Source organism: Luteibacter pinisoli (genome assembly GCF_006385595.1).
Taxonomy (GTDB): Bacteria; Pseudomonadota; Gammaproteobacteria; order Xanthomonadales; family Rhodanobacteraceae; genus Luteibacter; species Luteibacter pinisoli.
Genome location: NZ_CP041046.1, coordinates 1,590,583 through 1,614,104, shown reverse-complemented (window position 1 = coordinate 1,614,104; position 23,522 = coordinate 1,590,583). Strand labels below are relative to the sequence as shown.

Below are 23,522 nucleotides of genomic sequence, written 5' to 3'. Positions count from 1 at the left end.
GAGGGAGAGACTGACGAAGGATCGTTGTGAATCCCCTCCTCATCAACAGCGCTGCATCGACGGCTGCCACGGCGTGGCAGGACCGTCTGTACGCGAGCGCCACGCGTGTATCGGCATCCGCACCCGCGACGGTGGCGCCAAAGCCCACCGTGCTGGACGGCTCGGCGACGCCGCCGACGGATGTCACCTATGGCGACCCGAGCAAGCCCGTCGTCGACCCGTCGTCGGACGATGCACTGGCAGCGCGCATGCAGCGCAACGCCGCGTCCGCTGACAGCGGCAGCCTGTTCGCCGGCCTTGGCCAGGCCCTGCTCGGCCGCTTCGCCACCGATGGCGCCAACTTCGTTTCCGACGTCGTCAGCACGAGCGCGGCCGACGCGGCCATCAGCCTCGGTATCCGCACCGCCAGCGGTGCGACGGTGAGCCTGTCGCTCAGCGGCACGCAGAGTGGCCTTTCCGTCAGCCTCACATCCGATCGCACGCTCAGCGACAGCGAACGGACGGCGATCGCCAGCCTCGCCCGCGGCTTCCAGGATGCCGTCGACGGCCTCGGCAAGGTGCCGCCCGTGCTTTCGCTCGATGGCTTGATGGGTGCCGATACGTCGGTCTTGGGCAGCGTCGACCTGCATGCGTCGGTGGCCACCGCGCCGGGCGTCCACGAGGCCGTCGCGCTTCACGTCGGAAGCGATGCGCGCTCGCTGAAAGTCGACGGCGCCGCAGGATCGCTTGCCCTGAACCTCGACATGACCCAACCCGCCACCTGGGGCAGCCGCGCGCAGCGCGACGCATCCGTTGCCGCCTACCTCGGCAAGGTTGGCGCCGCCGCCATTCGCGGCCATGCCGACGCCTCGCTCGTGGCGATGTTCAAGGACGGCTTCAGCCAGCTCAACAGCCACTACCCGCCCACGCCGACGAGCGCATCGGTACGCGGCTCGGTACGCGACCTCTCTGCTACTGACCATAGCGTGCTCACCGGCCTGGCGGACTTCGATGCGTCGATCTCCCAGGCCACCCATGCACCCAACCCGATGCGTGGCGACGAGCTGGATACGTTCAACTACGACGTCTCACAGTCCACCCGCCTCAGCGGCCGCAACGCGCGCGATCGCCACATCGATCAGTCGCAGACCAGTCATCTCAAAGCAAGCTTCCACGAATCGCCCTGGCCGGGTGGCCACCTCAACCTGACCGACAAGCCCGGTTCGCAAAACTACAAGTACACGGAGATCGACGACTCGGCGACGTCGTCCACGTCCATCGCCTATGCGAAGGGCGAACTGATCTCCGCCACCACGTCGCAGGCGTCGAGCCAGGACACCCGCGTGCGCACATACATGGTCGCCCAGCTGATCGACGACATCGATACCCCGTCGCATCACGATACCCAGCGTGACCTGCTGCCGTTGCTCAAGACACAGGCGCATGACCAGGCGCTAAGCTCGAACTAAGACTCGCAGGCGCGCGCGTAAGCGTCCTGTCATCTCACTGACAGGACGCCCTAAGCTGCACTTGGCAAGGTGTGCGCACTGCCCGCCCGAGCGGGCGTTCCACGGAATGCGCATGTCCTCGATCGTCGCTGCCCAACGCACCACGGCTTCCACGGATGCGAAGCGCGCCCCCATGCATGGTCGCCTGCAGGCATTCCGCCGCCGGGCCGTGGCCTGGCTGGTGCGTCGCGCCCTGCCTGGCGCGTCGAACCGCGTGCCGCCGGGCGAGCTGCCACGTGCGGGCATCCAGCGCATTCTCGTATGCCGACCCAACCACCGGCTGGGCAATACGCTGATGGTGACCCCGCTGCTTGCCGAACTGGAAGCACGTTTCCCGGGCGCGGAGGTGGACGTGCTGGGTTCCGGCGGCGCCACGCGCGGCGTCTTCGCCGGCTACGCCTCCATCGGCGAGTTCTTCCTTCTCGAGCGGCGCGCGCTGCGCCACCCCATCGCCACCGTGAACACGCTGCGCCGGCTTCGTTCGAAGCGCTATGACCTGGTGATCGACGCCGCCTCCGGCTCGTCATCGGGGCGGCTGGCCGCCGGCATGGCGCAGGCGCGCTTCCAGGTGAGCGTGGAAGGCACGCCAGACGCGCCCGTGCACTTTGCCGCGCGCCCGGTGCACGCGCTACGCGTGGCGCTGGGCGATACCAGCGGTGTGACGCCGCCGCTGGATCTCCGGCTGAGCGACGCGGAACGAGCGAAGGGCGCGGAGCGTCTCGCCCGCGTGCTGAACGCCGCCCAGGGCAGCGATGCCCCGGTGATGGCCATTTTTCCCAACGCCACCGGCGCCAAGCGCCAGGACACGGCGTGGTGGCAAGCGTTCCTTGGCGCGTTGTTCGCACGCATCGGCGAGCGCCGCGTGGTCGAGCTCGTCGCTGCCGACGGCATCTCGCGGCTGGACAACGCGTATCCCACGTACTTCACCAGCGACCCGCGCAAGCTCGCCGCGTTCATCGACGCCGCGGGGTCGTACATCAGTGCGGACTGCGGGGTGATGCACCTCGCGGCCGCGACCCAAGCCACCACGATCGGCCTGTTCAGTCGCACCGATCCGAAGCGCTATGCGCCGTATGGCCACGGCAATGCGGGCGTGACGTGCGAAGACGGCTGCCCCGAGCGCACGGCCGCACGCGTCGCTGCCTTGCTCGGCGGCTAAGCCCTCAGCGGCAGGCGCACACGCACCTGCAACCCCCGCCCCCACGGCGCGTCTTCGAGGGTGACCGAGGCGCGGTGCAGTTGCGCCACGCGTTGCACGATCGACAGGCCCACGCCAAAGCCGTCGGCGAGGCCGGCGGATTCGCGGTGGAAGCGTGTAAAGACGGCCGTGCGCTGCGTGGCAGGAATGCCCGGACCGTCATCGACGACATCCAGCACCGCTTCGCCCCGATCGACGTGGATGGCGATGCGCACATGGCCTTGCACAGGCGCATGGCGCGCCGCGTTTTCCAGGAGATTGCGCACCATCGCCGACAGCGCGGTGGGATAGCCCGGTACGACCACGGTGTCAGGCGGTAACGCGAGCTCCAGTGCGAAGCGCGAGCAATCGACCGTGGGGGACCACTCCGCCACGACATCGCGCACGAGCCGGGCCAGGTCCACGCGGTCCAGCGGGATATGGGCATGATCGTCCAGGCGGGCAAGCACCAGCAGCTGGTCGGTGCGCCGGTCGAGCATGCGCAGGCTTTCCAGTGCTTCGGGCAAGGACGCCGCGGCGACGTCGTCGGCAGCAAATGCGTGCGCGCTGTCGAGGTTGATCATGGTCGCGGCGATCGGCGTGCGGAGCTCGTGCGCGACATCGGCGCTATAGCGTCGTTCGCGTTCCAGGGCTGTTTCGATGCGCTGGATCTGTGCATTGAGCGCATCGACGATCGGGGTGATCTCGCGTGGTGAATCGGGAATCACGATCGGCTCGCGCGTGCCAGCGTGGCGCGTCGCGAGGACCCCGGCCAGTTTATCGAGCGGACGCAGGCCACGCTTCACGGCCCAGCGCAGGGCGAGAAACATCAGCGGAAGGCCGATGAGGATGGGCAGCGTCCGTTCCATCGCCACCGCGTTGGTGACATCACGGCGCGAGTCATGGCGTTCGGCCACGCTGATCGTCACGCCCAGGGTCGGATCGGTACGCGTATAGACGTGCCAGCGGCGACGGTGCACCTGCAGCGAAACAATCCGGCCGTCCGTGGCGAGGTTGCGCGGCAGCTCGTGCATGTTGTCCGTGACGAGCAGGATGTCGCCGTCGCTGCCGGTGACCCGGTAGCCCACTTCGGCTTCGTAGGTTGACGCCGGACCGAACCCGTTCGCGATGACCGGCACGGCCGGCAGGCCCTCCAGCTTCCGGCTGTTCGGAAAGGCGGTGACGCCGGTCTGGCGCAGCAAGGCGTCCAGCGTCTCGGCGGTCTGCCTGAGGCGGACGTCGGAGAGTTCGTTGAGTTCGGAGATGGTCCGCAGCGCGGCCAGCAGGCCCAGCGGCAGCAGCACGGCCAGCACGGCCAGGGCCACGCGGCGGCGCAGGCGACGCTGGAGCGAATCACCCGTCACGCGGGGTCCAGCGGCACCATGTAGCCGAATCCGCGTACGGTGCGGATGCTGTCCGTGCCCAGCTTTCGCCGTAATGCGTGGACCAGCACTTCGAGCGCATTGGGGCCCACATCGGATTCCGTGCCGTAGACGGAGCGCTCGATGGTGTCGCGGCGGACGATGCGCCCTGCCCGCTCCATCAGCACGTGGATCAACGCGAATTCGCGACGGGTGAGCTCGACGCGCTCGCCGTCCACGGCCATCTCCATGCGCCCGACGTCGAGTCGCAGGCGGCCCGCCTCGATGAGATTATCCGCAAGGCCCTGCGCGCGACGGGCCAGGGAACGGATCCGCGCCGCCAGTTCATCCAGGTGGAAAGGCTTCACCAGGTAATCGTCGGCGCCGGCATCCAGCCCCTCTACCCGCGATTCGATGCTGTCGCGGGCGGTCATCACCAGCACCGGCGTGAGGATGCCCGCCCGGCGGGCCTCGCGCAGCACCTGCACGCCATCCTTGTTCGGCAGGCCCAGGTCCAGCAGCACCAGGTCCACGTTCTCCTGGCGAAGGGCTTCCAGCGCCTCATTGCCCGTGCGCAGCCACATCACCGCATGCGTCAGCTGCTCCAGCGCACGCTTGATCGCCGCGCCCAGCCGTTCGTCGTCTTCGACCACGATGATGTTCATTTGAGGTCTCCGCCAGTGGGTCCGGATCTATTCTGCAACATCCTGACGGAACGGAACCACGCTCGGTGGCTGCAGGACGCCTACAACGTTCGGCGGGCTGCGCCGACTACCTGCCCCCGGAAGCCGTCCCTAAGCTTCGTCACGACGTAAACTTGGCGACCGGACAGAGCGAAATGGACCTTTCAGAATTGCCGTATAACGACTTCAGCGACTATATCCGCGCCTACGTTTCCTGCCGCGCCGATGACCCCGAGTTCGACTGGACGCCACGACGTGAGTGGTGGGTAGGGAAAGTCGATGAGCTTGCAGATGCCATTGAGCGTTGGCTGGCGCCGGTCATCAGTGACGGGACCATCAGCTTCTCGCGACGAGCGATCACCATCGACGAAGGCACGATGGGAAGCTATTCGGCCACCCAGGTTGACATTGGACTGGGCAAGGAAAAGGTCAGCATCGTGCCCGTTGGAACGTTTGTGGCGTACGCCTTTGGTCGCGTCGAACTGGAGGCTCCCGGCGGCACAGCCATGTTCGAGCTGATCGCTGATACGGACCATCGTACGTCAGAGTCGTGGCGCGACGCGTCCTGGCAACTCGTACACACGGCAACGGGAAGCCGAATGGGGCACGTCGATCAGTCACTATTTCAAACGGTGTTTCTCGACATCATCGGCATGGTCGACTGAGTATTGAGATGGGATGGCCACCATTTCCGGCCATCCCCACTCCAAACCCTTTCAATAGTCGTAGGTAAGCGAGAACCGCACATAACGCGGGTCTTGCAGCACCAGCGGCGTGCGGTACAGCGGGTTGGCCGTGCCCGTCGCGTCGAGGTAGTAGTGCGGGTTGAGACTCAGGGTGGCCTGGCTGTTGGTCACGTTGAACACGTCCAGGTTCAGGCCGAGCTTGTGATCGGCGAAGGCCGGGGTCCAGTGCAGGCCGAGGTCGAGCTGGCGCTGCCAGGGCATATTGCCCGTGGAACCCGGGGGCGCCGGGCGGCCGTCGCAGAAGTGATAATTGGAGTTGTAGCCGGCCGGGTCACTGTTGTCGTTGCCGAACAGGCCCAGGCAGGTGGACGGGCTCCCGGAGATCAGCGACAGGTTGCCGGACACCATCCATTCGGGAGTGATCTGCCAGTACCCGTATAGCTTGAGCTGATGCTTGTGGTTATTGCCCTGCAAGCCGTTGCTATAGACCATCAGCGCCGGGAAATCCCAGTCTTCCGACTGCTGCGGGCCATCGGACTGCACGTTGGACTGGGTGAGCCCTTCGGTGTTGCCGTAGCTGCGTGAGTAGGTGTAATCGAAGCGGCCGTACCAGGTGCCATCGAACGGATGCTCCAGGAAGGTATCCAGCGCGTAGTAGTTGCGCTTGATCTTCGGAAAGCCCATTTCCTTGTTGCTCAGGGTCACGTCGTGGCCATTGCCTGCATCGTCGATCACCACGAAGGTGTTCGCCTTGCCCGGATTAATCAGATAACAGCTATTGACGGAGGCCGCCGCGATGCCTTGCGCGGCGGCCGCGTTGCTGATCCTGTCGACATCGCAGAAGTCATCGATGCCGGTGCGCAGTACGCGACGCGATACCTTGGCGCCGTAGACCCAGCGGTTGTCGATGCTCTTGCTGAAGCCCAGCATGTACTCATCCTGGTACTCGGACTTCAGCCCCTTGGCGGTGACGGTGCGCGAATCGGGCGGCACGCCGAACGCATTGTTCGCCGATACCGGTCCGGACAAGGCCGTCAGGCCGGTCGGCGTGCCGTCGTTCGCGATCCCCGAATAGGTGAAGTACTGGGTGGTGCTCGTATAGCCTGCCGCGGCGCTCAGCGCGGGAGCCAGGGGCGATCCCAGGTAATAGCGCCCCGCGTTGCCGTAGACCTTGAACGACGCATCGCCATTCACATCCCAGCTGAAGCCCAGTCGCGGTGCCCACTGCGGCTTCGTCTGCGCGATATAGGGCTGGCTGTCGCTGTTGTAGTTGGTGAACTGGTCGTTGCGCAGGCCCAGCGACAGCAGGAGCCGGTCGGATACCTGCCACTGGTCTTCGAGGTACTGCGCGCGCTCGGTGGTACGCACCGTGGCGACGGCCGACGACACGTTCTTCATCACGTAGTAGCCGCCCGCGCCATCAGGCGTGCTACCCGGGGCCGCCACGCCCAGGCTCGGCGCCGGGCTGTTGCCGGGCAAGGTGGTGTAGCCGTACGACCACGAATAGCCTGGCCCCGACGTGCGTGCCCCCTGGTCCTCGGCCCGTGCCACGAGGTTGTCGATACCCGCGGTAATCGTGTGGTCGCCCAGCTGCCAGGCCAGGCTGACGCGCAGGTTGCTCGAGCGGTTGCCCTGGTTCGGGTCGTAGATGCTGGAGACGGTCTGCCCGGCCGTACGCGGTGACCCGCCCGTGACGCCGGGATTCTGGTTCTCCGTGCCGGTGACATAGGTGAGCGCGTCGTTGTAGCCCACGGGCGCTTCAAAGTTCTGCGTGTGCATCTTTCCGTACTGGGCGCTCAGCGTGAGCGTATCGGTGAGGTAGCCCGTGTACTTGGTGGTCCACAGGTTGCCACCGGTCTTGATGGTGTCGGCATGGCCGATCGGTGCACCCCGCTGCAGCGCGTTGAAGTCGTACTTGTAGATGTCGCCGCTGGTCTCGCGGGTATTGGAGGCACCCGTGACCTCGAGGATATTGCTGTCATTGATGTTCCAGTCCAGCTTGCTGTACCACTTCGGCATGCGATAGTCGTACGTCGTGTAAGGACTCGTCGAGGTCACCGCACCAACGCGGCTTCCCTCGCTTTTTGCCCACTCACCGGAGGCGAAGAAGAACAGCTTGTCCTTGATCAGCGGGCCGCCCACATAGGCGTCGTAGACCGTGTTCCAGTTGTGCATCTGGCTTCGAGGAACGTAGAGGTTGCCGGCCACGGGTACGGGCGGCAGCCCGTTCTGGTAGTACGTGTTGTCGTACGACGCACGCAGCGATGCCGGGTCCCAGCTGAGCTTGCCGCCGAAGTGCCAGTCATTGGTGCCGCGCTTGCCGACCATGTTCAGCACGCCACCATCGGAGCGGCCGTACTGAGCGCTGTAGCCACCGGTGTAAACCTCCTGCTGATCGATCGAGCCGTACGGCAGGGTGAGCCCACCGGCGGCCTGCAGCGGATCCGTGGTGTTGAAGCCGTTGATGTAATACGCGTTCTCGTTGGCCGCGGAGCCACCGAAGCTGATCAGCGACTGCCCGGTGGGTCCGGTGAAGCCGCCCGCATTGCCCACCACGCCCGGTGCAAGCCGCGCGGCCGCCTCCGCATTGAAGCCCAGCGGCAGCTTGGCCAGCTGCTGCGCCGTAATGACGGTGCGCGAATCGACGCTGGTGACATCGATGGGCGGCAGCGTGTTGGCCGACACCGAGACGCCTTCGAGGTTCTGCGTGTCCGATGCCGCGACGGGTGCGGCAAAGGAGACATCGGTCGCGACGCCCACGCGCAGGGCAATGTCGGCGCGCGTCTGTACGGTCGCTCCCTCCTTGCGCAACGACACCGTGTACGTGCCGAGCGGCAGCTGCGCGAGCGCATAACGTCCGCGCCCGTCCACCGGCACGTCGCGCTGGAAGCCCGTCGCACTTTCGATATGCACCATGTCGCCGGTACCCGCCGCCACCTGGCCGCTAATGGCGCCGGTAGTCGATTGCGCCAGCGTTCCACCGCTGGCCAGGCCCGCCGCGATCACCGCGGCCAGAACGCGCTTGCGATACTTCATGCCCTGCTCTCCCCGATCAATAGGCAACACCTCTCCCTCGCGACGAAGCCCCCGCGTTCGCTTGGAACAGGCAATGGTGGCGCCCCCGTGGTGCGGGGGCGCAGGTGGGTTATGGCGTCAGTTCAAGGGTCACGACCTGGAACGGCTGCAGCGTCATGGCCGTGGGTTTGTCCGCATCGAGCGTCTGCGCGGGCTTGCCGGCATCGGCCTTCCACGGGCTCTTCGCCTGGAACACGCGCTTCGCGCCGGGTGGCAGCTCCAGCTGGCGGTCCAGGTCAACCACGATGGCCTGCGGCTTGTCGGACGGATTGCGCAAGGTCAGGATTGCCTTGGCCGGTGTCCACGACGCCCAGCCGTACACGTCGAGGCGCCCCGGATCACCTCCCACCCAGTGGGTATCGCGCAGGACACCGGCGTTGCTGCGCGACCAGCGCGCGGCTTCCGCCAGGGTGTCCCAGTCGTCGGTGGAGAGCAGCTCCGGCGTGATGTACAGCTCCTGCAAGGCCGTGCCGCTGCCGAAGTACGAATGCACCTCGTTGGCGAAGTCGTGGCCCGGATCGGTATTGAGCTTGCGGTTCTCGCGGGCGTAGATGATCCCGTGCAACATCAGCGAGTTCAGCGGGAACAGTGGCCCCTTCTCCACGATGTTGTGGTACGTCTCGCGGTCGCGGTAGGTGATCCAGCGTTCGCGCTTGCTGCCCACGCCCACCAGCTCGTCGTCCTCGCCATCGCGCCAGATGGAGTCGGCATACATCAGCCAGTACGGCGACGCGAGCGTGCCGGTGGTCAGGTTGATGAAGAGGTCGGGCTTGGCGGTACGCAGGTCGTCGATCAGATGGATGGCGGCGTCGAAATCGCTGTCGAACACGCTGCCCGGGAATACCTTGTTCGCGTTGCCCGTGCCATCGAACTTGAACTGGTTGACGCCGTTCTCCTTGACCAGCGCCATGGTCACGTCGTGGAACCGCTGGTAATACTTCGGCCCGGACAGGGCCATGCCCTTTTCGACGATCTCGTAGCCCGCCTCGCCGGCACGCTTGGCGCGCTCCTTCGACGGCGGCCCGTAACCACCCCATGGCGATAGCCACATGCCCGGCGCGGCCCCATAGGCTTTCGCGGCCTCGGCGAGCGGCTTGAAGCCGTGCGGGAAATCCTTGCTGAAGGCCCAGGTGCCGCTGTAGTCGTCCCAGCCATCGTCAAAGAGGAAGGAATCGAGGGTCACGCCACGCTTGGTGGCCAGTTCCTCGCCCACATGATGGATGCGCTCCAGCGCCTGCTGCTCGGTGTACGGCGTGAAGTAACCGATGTCGTACCAGGAGTTGTAATGCAGGAAGGTACGATACGGATGGGCGCGCTCGCGTTCGATATAGGTGAGGAAATCGCGGCGCAGCTGGTTGTCGTGCGTCGCGCCGATCGCCGCCGAGTACGTGACCGACGTGCCCTTGCGCAAGGGGAGCTCCCGCTCGACCCACAGCTGCACCTTCGCGCCGCCGGCCACCATGCTTTTTGAGAGGGGATTTTCGAAGCCGAGCCAGTCGCGGCCGGAGATCACCGGCGATCCGTCGACGCTCCCCACCACTTCCGAATCCGGGAGCTTCGTCGACAGCAGGTCGACGCGGTGCACCGGCTCGTCCGCTGTCAGCGCACTGATGGTGACGACTTCGCGCAGGTAGTCCGAGCCGTCGCGCTGGACCCAGCTGACGTCCACGCGGAAACGCTGGGCCGCATCGCTGAAGCGCGCGTGCAGCACCTTGCCCGGCACGCGCTCGGCGCCACGCGAGGCCTTCGGATCGGCTTTCAGCGTTTCCTGGCGCAGTTTGCCGTCGAGATGGAAGTCGTTCGGCCCAAGCACGCTGCCATCGGCCATCGTGATCTGGAAAGGCACCGTGATGGGCAGCTCGCGCTGGTTGATGTGGTCAGTGACGACCACGTCGCTGAGCTTGCCATCGGCCACCTTGAAGGCCAGGGTCATCGCGTCCTTGCCGAAGTCGTCGGCCACGGCCAACGGTGCCAGAGTCATCGCACAGGCCGCTACCAGCGCGCGCGTCCGCCATCCTGCCTTCCCCATCCACTCTCTCCCAAGCATTGACTACACGTCCAGCGGCACGACGCGGACCAGCGGCCGAAGGCCGTCCACCGTGTCGAGCCGTACAAATCCGGTTTCTTCACCCAGCGCGTTGGCCGCGCCACAGGCGACGGCGAGGCGCAGCGCGTCGCCCATCGACTCGCGCCTCATCAGCGCCACCATCAGGCCACCGAGGAAGCAATCGCCCGAGCCGACGGTGTTGCGTACGCCGTCCACATGCAGCGACGCCTGCCACGCGCCGTGTTCGTCGACGGCGACCGCGCCCTCCCCGCCCAGCGTCAGCACCGCGTGGCGCACGCCGCGTGCATGCAGCGCACGCGCCACGCCTGCGGCATCCTCGAGTGAGGCGACGGGTGCGCCGAGCAGGTCGGCCGCTTCGGCGGCGTTGGGTTTGAGCAGCCACGGCGAGCCATCGGCCGCGGCGCGCAGCGCGTCACCGCTGGCGTCGATCGCGCACGGCAGCGATGTCTCCGCACTCACGCGTGCGTAATAGCCCGCATCAAAGCCAGGCGGCAGGCTGCCCGTGCAGACCAGCGCGTCACTTTCCATGGCCCAGTGGCGCATCACCTGGTCGAGGACCATGCGCGTATCGGCGCCCGGGTCTTCGCTGCGTTCAAGAATCTCGGTGATCCGGCCACTGGCCTCGCGAATCGCCAGGCACTGGCGCAGGGGCACGGGTGAGCGCACCGCACGGAAGTCGACGCCGCGCAGCTTCAGGCGCTGGCTGAATTCCGCGGCGTGCGCGTCGTCGCACAGGCCGACGAGGGTCACCGGCATGCCCAGCGCCGCGATGGTCTGCGCCACGTGCACGCCCTTGCCGCCCGGCCGTTCATCGGCACCGCCCGCGCGATGCACGGTGCCCGGTCGCAGCGCACCCACGTCCACGAGACGATCGATGGCGCTGTTGAAGCCGGCCACGGTGATCATGCGGCGGGCCCGATCAGAACCGCGACGTCCGCCGCGGACGCCTGGGTCAGCGTGCCGCCCAGGCCGCGCGTTGACAGCGCGCCACAGGCGGCGGCCCAGCGCAGGCACGCATCCAGCGGCCGGCGCGCCAGCCACGCATGCAGGAAACCGGCGTTGAAGTTGTCGCCCGCGCCCGTGGTGTCGACGGCATCCACCGCATACGTCGGCATGCGCATCACCTCGTCACCGTGCAGGGCGAGGCAACCCTCGCGGCCATGCTTGATGACCACGGTGGGTCCCTGCGCAGAAAGCCGGCGCAGTGCCTCGTCGATATCATCCGTACCCGCCAGCGCACAGGCTTCCACCGCATTGGGCAGGAACACGTCGACCCTGCGCAGCACCTCGCGCAGGCCTGCGTCCCATGTCCCGGCCGGATCGAATCCCGGGTCGAGCGATACGCTGAGGCCCGCACCGCGAGCCCGCTCGATGAGGCGAACGATGTCGCCCTGCAGGCCGGTTTGCAGGAAGTACGACGAGATGTGCAGGTGCGCCGCACCCTGCAACGCCGCGTCCGTGACGTCCGCGCCGCGTAGCTCGGCGATGGCGCCGGGAAACGTCACCAGCGCGCGATCGGTCGCGCCGGACAGCGCCACGGTGAGGCCGGTTTCATGGGCGGCATCGATGAGGACGCCGCGCGTGTCGATGCCGGCATCGCGCATCGCGGCGACGCAGAAGCGGCCGCGCTCGTCGTCACCCGCACGGCCGACGAAACGCACGGTATCGCCCAGGCGGGCCAGGCCGAACGCGCAGATCATCGACGAACTGCCCGGCACCTGGCGCGCGCCGCTGGCGAGGGTCTCCGTGCCGAACGCGGGCAGCGGGTCGATGCCTGACAGGATCAGGTCGACATTGATCTCGCCGGCGACGACCACCGTGCTCATGCAGCGTCGCCCCCGTGCAGGGTGAACTCACCAACCACGCGGGTCAGCACGCCTTCCGAGGGCGTATCCGGCCGGTGGCCGAGCTGCAGGCAGCGGAAGAACGCGAACAGCTGGCCGACCACCGTGTGCACGAGCAGCTGCTGCGCCGAGGGCAGCGCGTAGAGGCCGGGCAGGTCCAGCGCGAGCCCGCGCGTACCGACGAGCGCCGGGTCGATGTCCTCGCCCACGACGATGCGGACAGGGGCGAGATCCTTGCCGTTGAGTTCGCGCAGCAGGTCGGTTTCGTAGGCGCGCACACCGGCATCGCCGGACAGGTAGGCGACGAGGACGCCACCCCGGTTCAGCCAGGCCATCGGCCCGTGGCGAAACCCAAGGAAGGTCTCGGCGAGGGTGACGGTGTCACCACCGCTCATCTCCAGCATCTTCAGCGCCGACTCGCGCGCCGCGCCGTAGGCACCGGCGCTACCGAGGTACACCGCGGTGTCGCGCTCGCTGGCGGCAAGCGCGGCCAGGGCATCGGCGTACACGTCGAACACGCGCTCGACGAGCGCCGCCGCACCATCGGCCGGGCTCGTCGTGCCCAGCGCACTGCCGGCCAGCAACATGTTCGTGAAGCTGCTGGTCATCACCAGGCTGCGGTCGTTGGTCCGTGGGTCGAGAACGACGACATCCACCCGCGGCTCGTTGGCGTAGCGCGTGGCCAGGCGGCCGTTGGCGTTGCAGGTGATGACCAGGTGGCGCCAGCCGGGCGCATGGGCCAGGACGGCATCCACGGCGCCGACGCTCTCGGGGCTGTCCCCCGAGCGGGCGATCGAGATGAGCAGGCCGTTCGGGCCCGGCAGGGCGCCGGCGCGGTGGGTAAGCAGGTCGCCAGCGGGGATGGCGCGGGCCGGGATCCAGCATTCGGCCTGCAACACCGGCGCGAGCGCCTCGCCGACATACACTGAGCTGCCCGAGCCGGTGATCGCCAGCTGGGCCGGGCGCGCAGCCATGGTCCGGTCAAACACGGCACGGAAGGCGGCGCCCTGCGAGCCCGCCGTGGCACGCCAGGTGGCGGGCTGCTGGAGGATTTCCCGCAGCGTGTCCGCATAGCCCAGCGCCTGCTGGCGGGCGTCGGGCAAACCGCGCAGGCCGGCAAGGGTCGGGACAGATTCGTTGGAAGGGACGGTCATCGTGGGGCTTGACTTTGGTAGGGTTGAAAACGAAAGATAACGAAACTTTCGATTGCAGGGTAATCCCGAGGAATCACGACATGCAAGCCCCGACGAACGAATCGCCCACACTCGCCACCCTCGATCTCCCTCCCGGCAAGCGTACGCGCCTGCAGCGCATGCTTTACGGGCATGGCCCGGGGAATGGCACGCTGCTGGTGCTGCCGCTGGACCAGGGCCTGGAACACGGCCCCACCGATTTCTTCCCCCACCCGCCCGCGCTGGACCCGAGCTACCAGTTCCGGCTGGCCGAGGCCGGCGGCTTTTCCGCCATCGCCCTGGGCATCGGCCTGGCGCAGAAGTACATCGGCCAGTACGCCGGCCGCGTGCCGCTGATCCTGAAGCTCAACGGCAAGACCAACATACCCGACGATGGCGACGCCACCTCGCCGCAGTTCGCCTCGGTGGAAGATGCCGTGCGACTCGGTGCGGATGCCGTCGGCTACACGCTGTACGTGGGCTCGCCGCGCCAGCACGATGAAATCCGCCAGCTGCGCAAGGTGCGCGAAGACTGCGACCGCTTCGGCATGCCGCTGGTGCTGTGGTCCTACCCGCGTGGCGCGGCCATTGATGCACGCGGCGGCAAGGGCTCGCTGTACGCGCAGGATTACGCCGCCCGCGTGGCCCTGGAAGTGGGTGCGGACATCGTCAAGCTCCACGAGCCGGATGACCGTCGCGACGGCGTGCCGGGCCCTTACGCCTCGCTCGACGAAGACGCCGCCGGTCGCACGTCGCGCGTGGTGCGTTCCGCAGGCCGCACCATCGTGCTGTTCTCGGGCGGCGAAAAGAACGACGACGACGAGGCCGTGCTGCGCAAGGTGGAGTTCTACATGCAGCAGGGCGCGACGGGCGTGATGTTCGGCCGCAACATGTGGCTGCGCCCGTTCGAGCAGGCCGTGGCGCTCACCCGCCAGGTGCATGAGATCATGAAGCGCTATCCGCGCTGAAAGGCCTGCCGATGACCGACGACCGCCACGACGAGGCCTGGGCTGGCTGCCTGTGCTGCTCGCCGCCTGCCGCCCGCGCCTCGGGCGGCGGGGCAACGAGCAAGAACCCGCTGGAAACCGCACCGGTCGATGCCAGCCTGCGCCTGGTGGACTTCGCGCCGCGCAGCATGCTCGCGGCCACGGGCACCCGGATCGAGACGCCGCGCTTTCCGGTCATCGACATGCATACCCACCTGACGTGGATGAAACGCACGCGCGGCGGCGTGTCGCTGGGCGAGGAGATGGTGCAGTTCGCCACGCCGCGCGACCTGCTGCCGCTGATGGACCGCAAGGGCATCCGCTGCATGGTGAATCTCACCGGTGGCGTCGGCCGGGGCCTCGAAGATTCGATTGCCCGGTTCGACCGGGCTGCGCCGGGGCGGTTCCTTACCCTCACCGAGCCGTCGTTCCATCTGTTCGGTGAAGCCAGTTTCCCTGCCCTGCAGGCCGAGGCGCTCGCCGAGGCGGCGCGCGCGGGTGCCCGCGGCCTGAAGCTGCTGAAGACGCTGGGGCTGTACCTGCGCGAAGGCATCGACACGGGCGCGCTGGTGGGCCTGGACGACCCACGCTTCGACCCGATGTGGGAAACCTGCGCGGCGCATGGCCTGCCTGTGTTCCTGCATACGGCCGATCCGCTGGCGTTCTTCGAACCCACCGATCGCCACAACGAGCGCTACGAGGAACTGGCCCAGCATCCGGACTGGTCGTTCTACGGCCGCGACTACCCCACGCACGCGGCGCTGATGGCCGCGCGCGATCGCGTCATCGCGAAGCATCCGGCCACCACCTTCGTGCTGCTGCACGTGGGCAACCAGGGTGAGCGGCTGGACGACCTGGCGACGACGCTGGCCCGTTTCCCCAACACCCTGATCGACATCAGCGCACGGATCGGCGAGCTGGGGCGCCAGCCGCGCCGCAGCCGCGCCTTCATCGAGCGCTTCCAGGACCGCGTGCTGTTCGGCACCGACGCCGTGCCGCCGCCGTACGGCAACGCCGTGCCCCAGCAGCTCCTGTGCGACGAGCTGTACGAGATCTACTACCGCTTCCTCGAAACCGAGGACGAATACTTCGACTACGCCCCGGCGGAGACCCCGCCGCAGGGCCGGTGGTCCATCTACGGCCTGGGCCTGTCTTCGGCTATCCTGCGCAAGATCTACCATGACAATGCGGCACGCCTGCTGCGCCTGGACTAGAAAAGCGAAGCCATGAGCGAACGACGCGGGAAAGCGCCGCCGAAGAAACTGCTGATCGAGGAACGCCGGCGCGCCATGGTCGACCTCCTCCGCGCCGAGGGCCGGGTCACCGTCGACGACCTGGTGAAGCGCTATGGCGTCTCGGCGGTCACCGTCCGTGGGGATCTCGAAGCCCTGGAACTGGCCGGCAGTGCGAAGCGCTCGCACGGCGGTGCCGTGCCGGCCGATCCCTCGCCGCAGGACGTGCCCCTGCCGATCAAGGAAACCCGTCGCCTTGCCGAGAAGCGCCGGATCGGCGATGCCGCCGCGCGCATGGTGGCCGATGGCGACACCATCATCCTCGATTCGGGCTCTACCACCGTGGAGATCGCGCGCTGCATCCGCCAGCGCAAGTGGACCTCGCTCACGGTGATCACCAATGCGCTGAACATCGCGCTGGAGCTCAGCGGCCTGCCCACCGTGCGGGTGATGATGCTGGGCGGCATGCTGCGCCAGACCTCGTACTCGCTGGTGGGCGTGGACGCCGAACGCGCCCTCTCCCGGCTCTCCGCCGACCGCCTGTTCCTCGGCGTGGACGGCCTCGATACGCGGGTAGGCGTCACCACCCCGGACCCGCAGGAAGCCAGCCTCAACGCCATGATGGTGAAGTGCTCGCGCGAAGTCGTCGCCGTGCTCGACGCCAGCAAGATCGGCCAGCGCAGCCTCGCGGTGATCACGCCGATCACCGGGATCAACGTGGTCATCACCGATACCAGCGCGCCTAAAGAGGCCGTGCACTCCCTGCGCGAGCAGGGAGTGGAAGTGCAGCTGGTTTAAGCCCGCCCTCAGGTACCGTCGGCGGGCACTTCGACCACGTCGCGGACGCTGTACACGTCGATGACGTAGGGCGCGGTGGCGTCGCCGGTGGACTTGAAGCGGCCGAACACCGTGGCGTCGGCGCGTGCGTTTTTCCCGGAGATCACTCGCCGGAAGCTGGACACGTCGCGCTTGTGGCTATTGCCCTCGTCGATGCTGAGCGCCACGCCCGACTTGCACTGCGCATCGGCCAGTGTGGTGACCTTGCCTTCGCTGGTGGCGACGCCGCGGACGGTGACCGTGGTCCCGACATAGCGGGCCGCCGTGCCAAGCACGGTGCAGATGCTGTCTGGTGGCGTCTCGTCGCCGCGGGCCATGGCCGGGCTGGTGACGCATGCGAGACCCAGGACGACCCCCGTCGCCCGGATGAAGGTTGGCACATTCATGCTGATTCCCCCGTTGTACGGGCCGGTAAGGCCCTGCCGTATGGACGGCTGAACGGAAGATCGCGCGCTTGCCGCAGCGCGTCAATAAGAAAAATGGGCAGTCGTCGGCACGGGCCCTGCCGATTTGCCATGATGGGCGTTTACCCGTGCGAGGCAGTGGCGTGGACGGCAAGGCCAATACCCCCCTGGGCATCCTGTACGGCGCCGCGGCGGGCGCCCTCTGGGGCACCGTCTTCGTGGCGCCCGCGCTGGGCAGCGATTTCACCGGCCTGCAGCTGGCGGCGGGGCGCTACCTGGTCTACGGCCTGGTCTCCGCCCTGCTGCTGGTACCACGCTGGCCCCAGCTGCGCGGCTGGATGGAAGGCACCCACCGGCGGGCCCTGGTCGGCCTGAGCCTCCTCGCCAACATCATCTACTACGTGGCGCTGGCCACGGCCGTGCAATGGGGCGGTGTCGCCATGGCCTCCCTGGTCATCGGATTCCTGCCCGTGGCGGTGACCGTCGTCGGCAGCCGGGCGGCCGGGGCCGTGCCGCTGCCGCGCCTGGCGCCCTCCCTGCTCTTCAGCGCCATCGCCATCGTCTGCATCGGCGGCCAGGCCCTGACCGGCGGGGGTGCCTTCGAATGGCGCCGCGCGGCAGGTTTCCTGTGCGCGGTGGTGGCCCTGGTCTCGTGGACGATCTACGCGCTGCGCAATGCCCGCTGGCTGCACCGGTTGCCCCAAGTTTCAGCGCATGACTGGAACCTGCTGACCGGCGTGGTCACGGGCGCCCTTTCCCTTCTGCTGGTGCCGGCCGCCCTGTATTTCGACACGGCCACGCACAGCGCAGGCGCCTGGACGCGGTTCGCGGCGATCAGCGCCGGCATGGCGGTGTTCGCGTCCATCCTCGGCAATGGCCTGTGGAACCGGATGAGCCGCCTGCTGCCGCTGACCCTGGTCGGACAGATGATCCTGTTCGAAACCCTGTTCGCGCTGGTCTACGGCTTCCTGTGGGAATGGCGCATGCCTTCGGTGGCGGAATGGATCGCCATGGCCTGCGTGGGCCTGAGCGTCGTCACCTGCCTGCACGCCCATCGCCGGTAGGCGTGGTCAGGCCTTGCCGGCGGCGATGTTCACGCTGATGGCGATGATGAACACGTTGAAGAAGAACGCGATGGCACTGTGCATCAGCGCGATGCGGCGCAGGTAGCGCGTGCTGATCTGCACATCGGAGACCTGGAAGGTCATGCCGATGGTGAAGGAGAAATAGGCGAAGTCCCAGTAATCCGGATCTTCATCACCGGGAAACTCCAGCCCTTTGTGCTGTTCGCCGAAATTGCCGTAGAAGCCGTGCGCGTAGTGCAGCGCGAACAGCGTATTCATGAACGACCACGCGAGGATGATGGTGCTTGCCGCGATGGCGATGGCCATCACCCCGCCCTTCTGCGACGACTCCAGCTCCGTGCTTACCGCCGCCAGCACGGCGGCAGAGAGCACCACGCCCGCCAGCAACGTGGTCCAGCGGCCGACATCCTGCTTGCGCGCCTCTTCGCGCATGTCCGACTCATTGGCGCGGAGGAAGATGCGCAGGATGAGCGACAGGTAGATCACCGCACCCAGGTCGAAGCCGAGCATGAAGGCCAGCGTATGCGGCATCCCCGTGAACTGCAGGAGCCCCATGGCCGCGACGGCGATGGCGCCGCCGATGAGGAAGCGGGGCCGCGCCTGGAAATAGCGACGGCCCCACCAGTGCTTGCGTGCAGGTGGGTTCATGCGCGGACTATAACCGCAGCGAGCCTCTACAACGCAGCGGTCGCTGCACGGAGGCTGGCGGCGGCCTTGCGCGTCGCCTGCGTCGTGAGCGCAAGTTCTTGCCGTGCCTGTGCCCAGTCCTTCGCACCCAGCGCGTCGCCGATGCCGGGCAGCGGCGCCACGTCTTCCCCTTCCTTGCGGCCGGGGGCTTGCAGCAGGTGGCGATACCACGAACGCTGCGGGAGGCCCGAGGGCTGCAGCCAGGCGGACGCAAACGTGCGCAGCGCGGCATTCACCTTTGCGGCCCTGGACGCCGGAAGATCTCCCGCCGATGCCGCGGCCTCGTCGTAGGTACGCGCCGCGGCAAGCAGGTCCTGTTGCGCGGCACGCAACGTCGTCAGGTCCACCGGCTCCCACGCATCGTCGACGGCAGCCGGTGCCTTCCACTGCCGGTAGCTGACCGAGGCGAGCCGGTACGCGTCGGTGGCGACGAGGGCATTGTGTCGCTGCGCCTCGCGATGCGTGGCTTCCGCCCCTGCCTGCACGCGGTCGATGTCCTTGCCGAGGGATTCGGCGAAGGCGGTGTAGCGCCATGGCAGCACGTCTGCATTGGCCGTGCGCAGGACCAGGCGCGCATTGGTTTTCGCCAGCAGGCTCACGTAGGCCAGGCCGGGATCACCGAAGCGCTGGTAATGCGTGTACGTGTCGTAGAGCGAGTGGTACACCGGCACGCTTTCATCATCGCCGTTGCGGTCGTAGCCGTACCGGACATGCAGCGAAGGCACGCCGAAACGATGCGCGAACGGCAGGTAGTCCGAGCCGGTACCGAGGCGCTCGGGGATGAGGTCGCCACTGGCATCCTTGCCCTTCCCTGCCGCGTCCACGGCGCGCTTGGCCAGGCGACGGGCCTGCACGCTGGCTCCGGTCTCCGGATCCTTCAGGTCGGCCGCCACGCCATCGACGAGCGCAGCGAGGGACGGATCACCACCAGCCGCAAGGAAACCGCGACCGGTGGTGTCGTTATTGAGGTAAAACACCGCGTGTTTCGCCAGCTCGGAAGCATGGCGTTCGGCCCACGCCTTCGAGCCGAGGATGCCGAGCTCCTCGCCGTCCCAGCTGGCGAAGACCACCGTGCGCTTCGGCCGCTGGCCGGCGCGTGCCTGTTCGCCGAGCGCTTTGGCTTCGGCCAGCAGCGCCGTCGTGCCGGCAAGCGGATCCCACGCACCGTAAACCCATGCGTCGTGGTGCACCCCGCGAATCACCCACTCATCCGGCCATGTGCTGCCGCGGAGGGTGGCGACCACGTTGTAGAGCGTGCGCCACTCCCACGGGGAACGGACTTCGAGGTGGACGCCGGCATCGCCACCCACGTGGTAGGCGAGCGGCAAGCCGCCCTGCCAGCGCAACGGCACGGGCTTGCCAGCCAGTGCACGCAGGAAGTGTTCGGCATCGCCGTAGCCGATGGTGACCACGGGAATCGCGAGGTCACCCGTGCGATGCTCGGCTTGCAGCGTCTTCGCGCCCTTGGCGTCCAGCACGCTGTCGATGCCCAGCGTGCCGCGCTGGACGGTGCGATCCGTGCGCCACGCCCCACCCGGGTAGACCTCGCCCTTGGGGAATCCGTCGGCCTCCGGGTCGGAATAGATCACCACGCCGACCGCGCCGTGTTCCTGGGCGAGGCGCGGCTTCACCCACCGGCCCGCGCCGCTGGATTTCACCAGGACCACCTTGCCCTTCACCGACTCACCCAGTTGCGCCAGCTCGTCGTAGTCACGCGCCAGGCCTTCGTTGACGAAGACCAGCGGTGCATCGACGCGGCCATCGGGGCTATACGCTTCCATGCCTGGCAGCACGCCGTCCTTGCGCGTGGTGTCCGGATCCCCTGCGACCGCCGGCTCGCTGAAGTCCGCGGCGTAGTGGTCCCCGCCGCTCAGCGAGAGCGTTTGCGTGGTGGGATACGCGACCAGCACGCGCACCGGTTCCACCGTCACGTCCCAGCCCCATTGGCGCAGGCTGGCGGCGATGAAGTCGGCGTTTTCCTTGTTGTGCGCGGAGCCGACCTGGTTGGGCGCCGAGGTCAGCCGCCTGAGCCAGCCGTCGAGGTCGGCGCTCCCGATGGACGCATCGACCCGCTGTTCGATGCCTCGCTCGGCAGCGGACGATGCCGGGCCGAAGCCGGTAAGGGATGCGTCCTGCGCGGACGCCGCCGCGGCAGCCGTCAAAAGAACCGTGGTGATAAAAGCGCGCATAGCCATCATTTCCAACGGTACGTCACGCTGGCGTAGTAGTAGCGCCCGTTCCAGCTCAAGGGCGAGAACAGGCTGTATTTGAAGTTCCCGCTGGTCGAGTTGGCGTATTTCACCTGCTCCGGACGGGCGTTGGTGACATTGTCCGCACCGGCGGTGAAGGTCCAGTTGTCGAGCGTGTAATCGGCGGAGAGATCCAGCGTCCAGCGATGGTCGAAGTCCTGGTCGAGCGCCGCGCCGCTGTTGCTGTACACGGTGTAGCTGCCATAGCGCTGCACATTGGCATGCGCACCCCAGCGTTCGTGCAGGTAATCCAGGCCGAGGTCGAGCTTGGTGCGCGGGTTGGTGTCGCCAAGCAGGCCCAGGCGCTCGCGGCGCTCCACGCGCTGCACGGCGACGCCGAGCTCATCCAGGATGGCCGGGTTGTCCTTCACCCTGGTCACCTTGTTTTCGTTGTATGCCCAGCCCAGCGTCGTGTTCAGGCGGTCGCCGTTGCTGAAGTCGAAGCCGTACTGGCTGACGACATCCAGGCCCCGCGTGCGCGTGTCCACCGCGTTGGTGAAATAGCGGATCGACTGGTAGTTGGCGTCCACGCCGTTGGCGGCGAGGTAATCGCTGACCGCGGCTGTATTCACCGGGATGTTCGACGACAGGTTGATGCGGTTGGCGATCTTGATCCAGTACGCATCCACGCTCACGTTCCAGCCGTTCACCGGCTCAAGCACCAGGCCAACGGTGGCGCTACGTGATTTTTCAGGCTTCAGCGTCTGCGCACCGAGCAGGCTGGCGGCTGCCGCATCCACGGGGAAGGTGCCGGACTGCACGATCACCTGGCCCTGGCCAAGGTCCTGCAGCTGCGAGGAGATGTCGGCGTAGTGCTGCTGCACCAGGGTCGGCGCGCGGAAGCCCGTGCCGACGCTGCCGCGCACCGCGACACGCGGGGTGAAGTCGAAACGTCCCGACAGCGAGCCCGACGTCGTGCCGCCAAAATCGCTGTAGTGCTCGTGGCGGCCGGCCAGGGACACGGCGAAGCGATCGGTCAGGTTGGTTTCCAGGTCGATGTATTCGGAGACATCGTGGCGCTGCCAGTTACCTTGCAGGTCACCGGTGATGCCGCCGTTGGCGCCGTACTGCGACACGGCATCGCCGGGCGTCACCTTGTAGGCCTGGCGCAGGTACTCAAGGCCGAACGAGACGCTCACCGCATTCGGCAGCCACGAGGGCGTGAACTCCTTGCTGATGTCGACGTTGCCGGTCTGCTGCTGCGTTTTGTAATCCGCACCCTGGATGAAGAACGGCGTGTAGCCGTAGGCCTTGTACCAGTCCGCGTTGATGGCGTGGCTGCGCTGGTCGTATTCGTTGGAGCCGTGCGTGGCCGATACGTCGTAATGCCAGCCATCGCCAAGCTCGCCGCGCAAGCCCGCGGTGAGCGTGGTGTCGTTGACGATGGGGATGCTGACCGGCAGGTAGCCCTGCGGGTAGATCGACGCCACGTTGGTCGAATCGCCACGGTGGCGGTACAGGCTGGCTGTTTCATCGCGGTCCCGGCGATAGATCGCGGTGAAGTACACCGCCGCGGCCTTGCTGAATTCATATTGGCCGGTGAGCGAGACCTTGTTCGACTGCACGGCGGGGTCGCCCAGCCAGTACACCTTCTTGCCGTACGTGGTGCCCACCGCCGCGCTGCTGTAGTCACGACCCGCGCGGTTGGTACCGTCGTTGTTCTGCGTTTCGAGGGCCACATGGATGGAGCCCTTGTCGCCCAGCTTGAAACCGGTGTCGGCGCTGAGCAGGCGTTGCAGGCCATCGCCGGCGTCGTAGCCGCCGAACTTGGCGGTGACCTGGCCGCCCTCCCCGCCCTTCTTCAGGATCACGTTGATCACGCCACCGATGGCGTCGGAGCCGTAGCGGGCGGACTGCCCGTCACGCAGTACCTCAATGCGCTCGATCGCGCCGATCGGGATGGCGTTCAGATCCACCGGGTTGGAGCCACGGCCGATGGCACCGCCCAGGTTGAGGAAGGCACCGGCGTGCTGGCGCTTGCCGTCGATCAGCACCAGCACCTGGTCGGGGCTGAGGCCGCGCAGGGTCACCGGGCGCGCGACTTCGGCACCGCTGATGGTGGTCGGCTGCGGGAAATTCAGCGAGGGCACGAGGCGTGCCAGCGCGGCCGTCAGCTGCGTGGCGCCGGTCTGCTGCAGCTGCTGGGACGTGATGACATCAATCGGCTGCAGCGAGCTGGAGACGGTGCGCTCGGTGCTACGGGTGCCCGTGACGATCACGGTATCGAGGTTGCTTGCCTTGGCGGCGTCCTGCGCGTGCACCGCGGCACCGGTGGTAGCGAGGGCAAGCGAGACAGCCAGGAACAGCGGTGCGCGACGGCGAATGGAACGGTGATGCATGAGGTGCAATTCCCCTGGGAATGGATAAACGAGGGCAACGGCCGCCCGCGGCGACGCAAAAGCGCCACCTGCGGTGCGACAGGACGAACGAAAGGGACGGCGACGCGCGCCGCGGGCGAACCCGCGGTCAGTGAGGCGTCAGCGTGTCAG

The 23,522-nt window shown here is 67.2% G+C and carries 18 protein-coding genes; 7 read left to right on the top strand and 11 right to left on the bottom strand.

The genetic code is table 11. The features are described 5' to 3' along the window. The first annotated feature begins 26 nt into the window (after positions 1–26). On the top strand, positions 27–1,448 hold the full coding sequence (locus FIV34_RS07430) for a hypothetical protein (RefSeq protein ID WP_139981153.1): 1,422 nt from the start codon (positions 27–29) through the stop codon (positions 1,446–1,448). 112 nt (positions 1,449–1,560) lie between these two features. Continuing rightward, positions 1,561–2,646 (top strand): glycosyltransferase family 9 protein, encoded by a 1,086-nt coding sequence (locus tag FIV34_RS07425; RefSeq protein ID WP_170207531.1) that lies wholly within the window; start codon positions 1,561–1,563, stop codon positions 2,644–2,646. On the opposite strand, the gene FIV34_RS07420 is transcribed toward FIV34_RS07425, so the two are convergent. Both FIV34_RS07420 and FIV34_RS07415 read right to left on the bottom strand, forming a co-directional pair. After that, complete coding sequence (locus FIV34_RS07420; protein WP_139981151.1) at positions 2,643–4,028, bottom strand: ATP-binding protein; 1,386 nt, start codon at positions 4,026–4,028, stop codon at positions 2,643–2,645. The two genes, FIV34_RS07425 and FIV34_RS07420, sit on opposite strands and share 4 nt — an antisense overlap. After that, positions 4,025–4,690 carry a response regulator gene (locus tag FIV34_RS07415; protein WP_139981150.1) on the bottom strand — a complete coding sequence of 222 codons (666 nt, stop codon included), beginning with the start codon at positions 4,688–4,690 and terminating at the stop codon, positions 4,025–4,027. The genes FIV34_RS07420 and FIV34_RS07415 overlap by 4 nt, the downstream gene beginning before the upstream one ends. A 65-nt stretch (positions 4,691–4,755) precedes the next feature. Between FIV34_RS07415 and FIV34_RS07410 the strand changes: the two genes are divergently transcribed. After that, the gene (locus FIV34_RS07410; RefSeq protein ID WP_139981148.1) at positions 4,756–5,373 is read left to right on the top strand and encodes a hypothetical protein; all 618 of its coding nucleotides are present in this window, start codon (positions 4,756–4,758) and stop codon (positions 5,371–5,373) included. 51 nt (positions 5,374–5,424) lie between these two features. Here the strand turns inward: FIV34_RS07410 and FIV34_RS07405 are convergent, their stop codons facing one another. From FIV34_RS07405 to FIV34_RS07385, 5 genes are all read right to left on the bottom strand, one after another. Beyond that, entirely contained in the window at positions 5,425–8,430 is a 3,006-nt protein-coding gene (locus FIV34_RS07405; RefSeq protein WP_139981145.1) for a TonB-dependent receptor domain-containing protein, read from the bottom strand. A 109-nt stretch (positions 8,431–8,539) separates the two neighbouring features. Further along, positions 8,540–10,450: an alpha-galactosidase gene (locus FIV34_RS07400; protein WP_139981143.1), complete on the bottom strand. Its 1,911-nt coding sequence runs from the start codon at positions 10,448–10,450 to the stop codon at positions 8,540–8,542. 69 nt (positions 10,451–10,519) lie between these two features. After that, positions 10,520–11,443: a 1-phosphofructokinase family hexose kinase gene (locus FIV34_RS07395; RefSeq protein ID WP_139981141.1), complete on the bottom strand. Its 924-nt coding sequence runs from the start codon at positions 11,441–11,443 to the stop codon at positions 10,520–10,522. Continuing rightward, a complete protein-coding gene (locus FIV34_RS07390; RefSeq protein ID WP_139981139.1) occupies positions 11,440–12,363 on the bottom strand; it encodes a carbohydrate kinase family protein in 924 nt (307 codons plus the stop codon). The genes FIV34_RS07395 and FIV34_RS07390 overlap by 4 nt, the downstream gene beginning before the upstream one ends. Further along, complete coding sequence (locus FIV34_RS07385; RefSeq protein ID WP_139981137.1) at positions 12,360–13,535, bottom strand: SIS domain-containing protein; 1,176 nt, start codon at positions 13,533–13,535, stop codon at positions 12,360–12,362. The genes FIV34_RS07390 and FIV34_RS07385 overlap by 4 nt, the downstream gene beginning before the upstream one ends. A gap of 80 nt (positions 13,536–13,615) precedes the next feature. Here FIV34_RS07385 and FIV34_RS07380 point away from each other — a divergent pair, with 80 nt between their 5' ends. From FIV34_RS07380 to agaR, 3 genes are read left to right on the top strand one after another with little or no spacing between them, the layout of a single operon-like run. Continuing rightward, positions 13,616–14,521, top strand: a complete 906-nt coding sequence (locus tag FIV34_RS07380; protein WP_139981135.1) for a class I fructose-bisphosphate aldolase — start codon at positions 13,616–13,618, stop codon at positions 14,519–14,521. 11 nt (positions 14,522–14,532) lie between these two features. Continuing rightward, positions 14,533–15,753 carry an amidohydrolase family protein gene (locus tag FIV34_RS07375; protein WP_139981133.1) on the top strand — a complete coding sequence of 407 codons (1,221 nt, stop codon included), beginning with the start codon at positions 14,533–14,535 and terminating at the stop codon, positions 15,751–15,753. A gap of 12 nt (positions 15,754–15,765) precedes the next feature. Further along, a complete protein-coding gene (gene agaR, locus FIV34_RS07370) occupies positions 15,766–16,569 on the top strand; it encodes a transcriptional repressor AgaR (protein ID WP_139981131.1) in 804 nt (267 codons plus the stop codon). An 8-nt stretch (positions 16,570–16,577) separates the two neighbouring features. On the opposite strand, the gene FIV34_RS07365 is transcribed toward agaR, so the two are convergent. Continuing rightward, on the bottom strand, positions 16,578–16,994 hold the full coding sequence (locus FIV34_RS07365; protein WP_139981128.1) for a hypothetical protein: 417 nt from the start codon (positions 16,992–16,994) through the stop codon (positions 16,578–16,580). Between the two features lie 146 nt (positions 16,995–17,140). On the opposite strand from FIV34_RS07365, the gene FIV34_RS07360 reads away from it, so the two are divergent. Then, positions 17,141–18,076: a DMT family transporter gene (locus FIV34_RS07360; protein ID WP_425462909.1), complete on the top strand. Its 936-nt coding sequence runs from the start codon at positions 17,141–17,143 to the stop codon at positions 18,074–18,076. Positions 18,077–18,082: 6 nt separating this feature from the next. Here the strand turns inward: FIV34_RS07360 and FIV34_RS07355 are convergent, their stop codons facing one another. From FIV34_RS07355 to FIV34_RS07345, 3 genes are read right to left on the bottom strand one after another with little or no spacing between them, the layout of a single operon-like run. Further along, complete coding sequence (locus tag FIV34_RS07355) at positions 18,083–18,745, bottom strand: DUF1345 domain-containing protein (protein ID WP_139981126.1); 663 nt, start codon at positions 18,743–18,745, stop codon at positions 18,083–18,085. Between the two features lie 26 nt (positions 18,746–18,771). Then, positions 18,772–20,973, bottom strand: coding sequence for a M28 family peptidase (locus FIV34_RS07350; protein WP_170207530.1), 2,202 nt, complete (start codon positions 20,971–20,973; stop codon positions 18,772–18,774). 5 nt (positions 20,974–20,978) lie between these two features. After that, positions 20,979–23,372 carry a TonB-dependent receptor plug domain-containing protein gene (locus FIV34_RS07345; protein ID WP_139981122.1) on the bottom strand — a complete coding sequence of 798 codons (2,394 nt, stop codon included), beginning with the start codon at positions 23,370–23,372 and terminating at the stop codon, positions 20,979–20,981. Positions 23,373–23,522 lie beyond the last annotated feature (150 nt).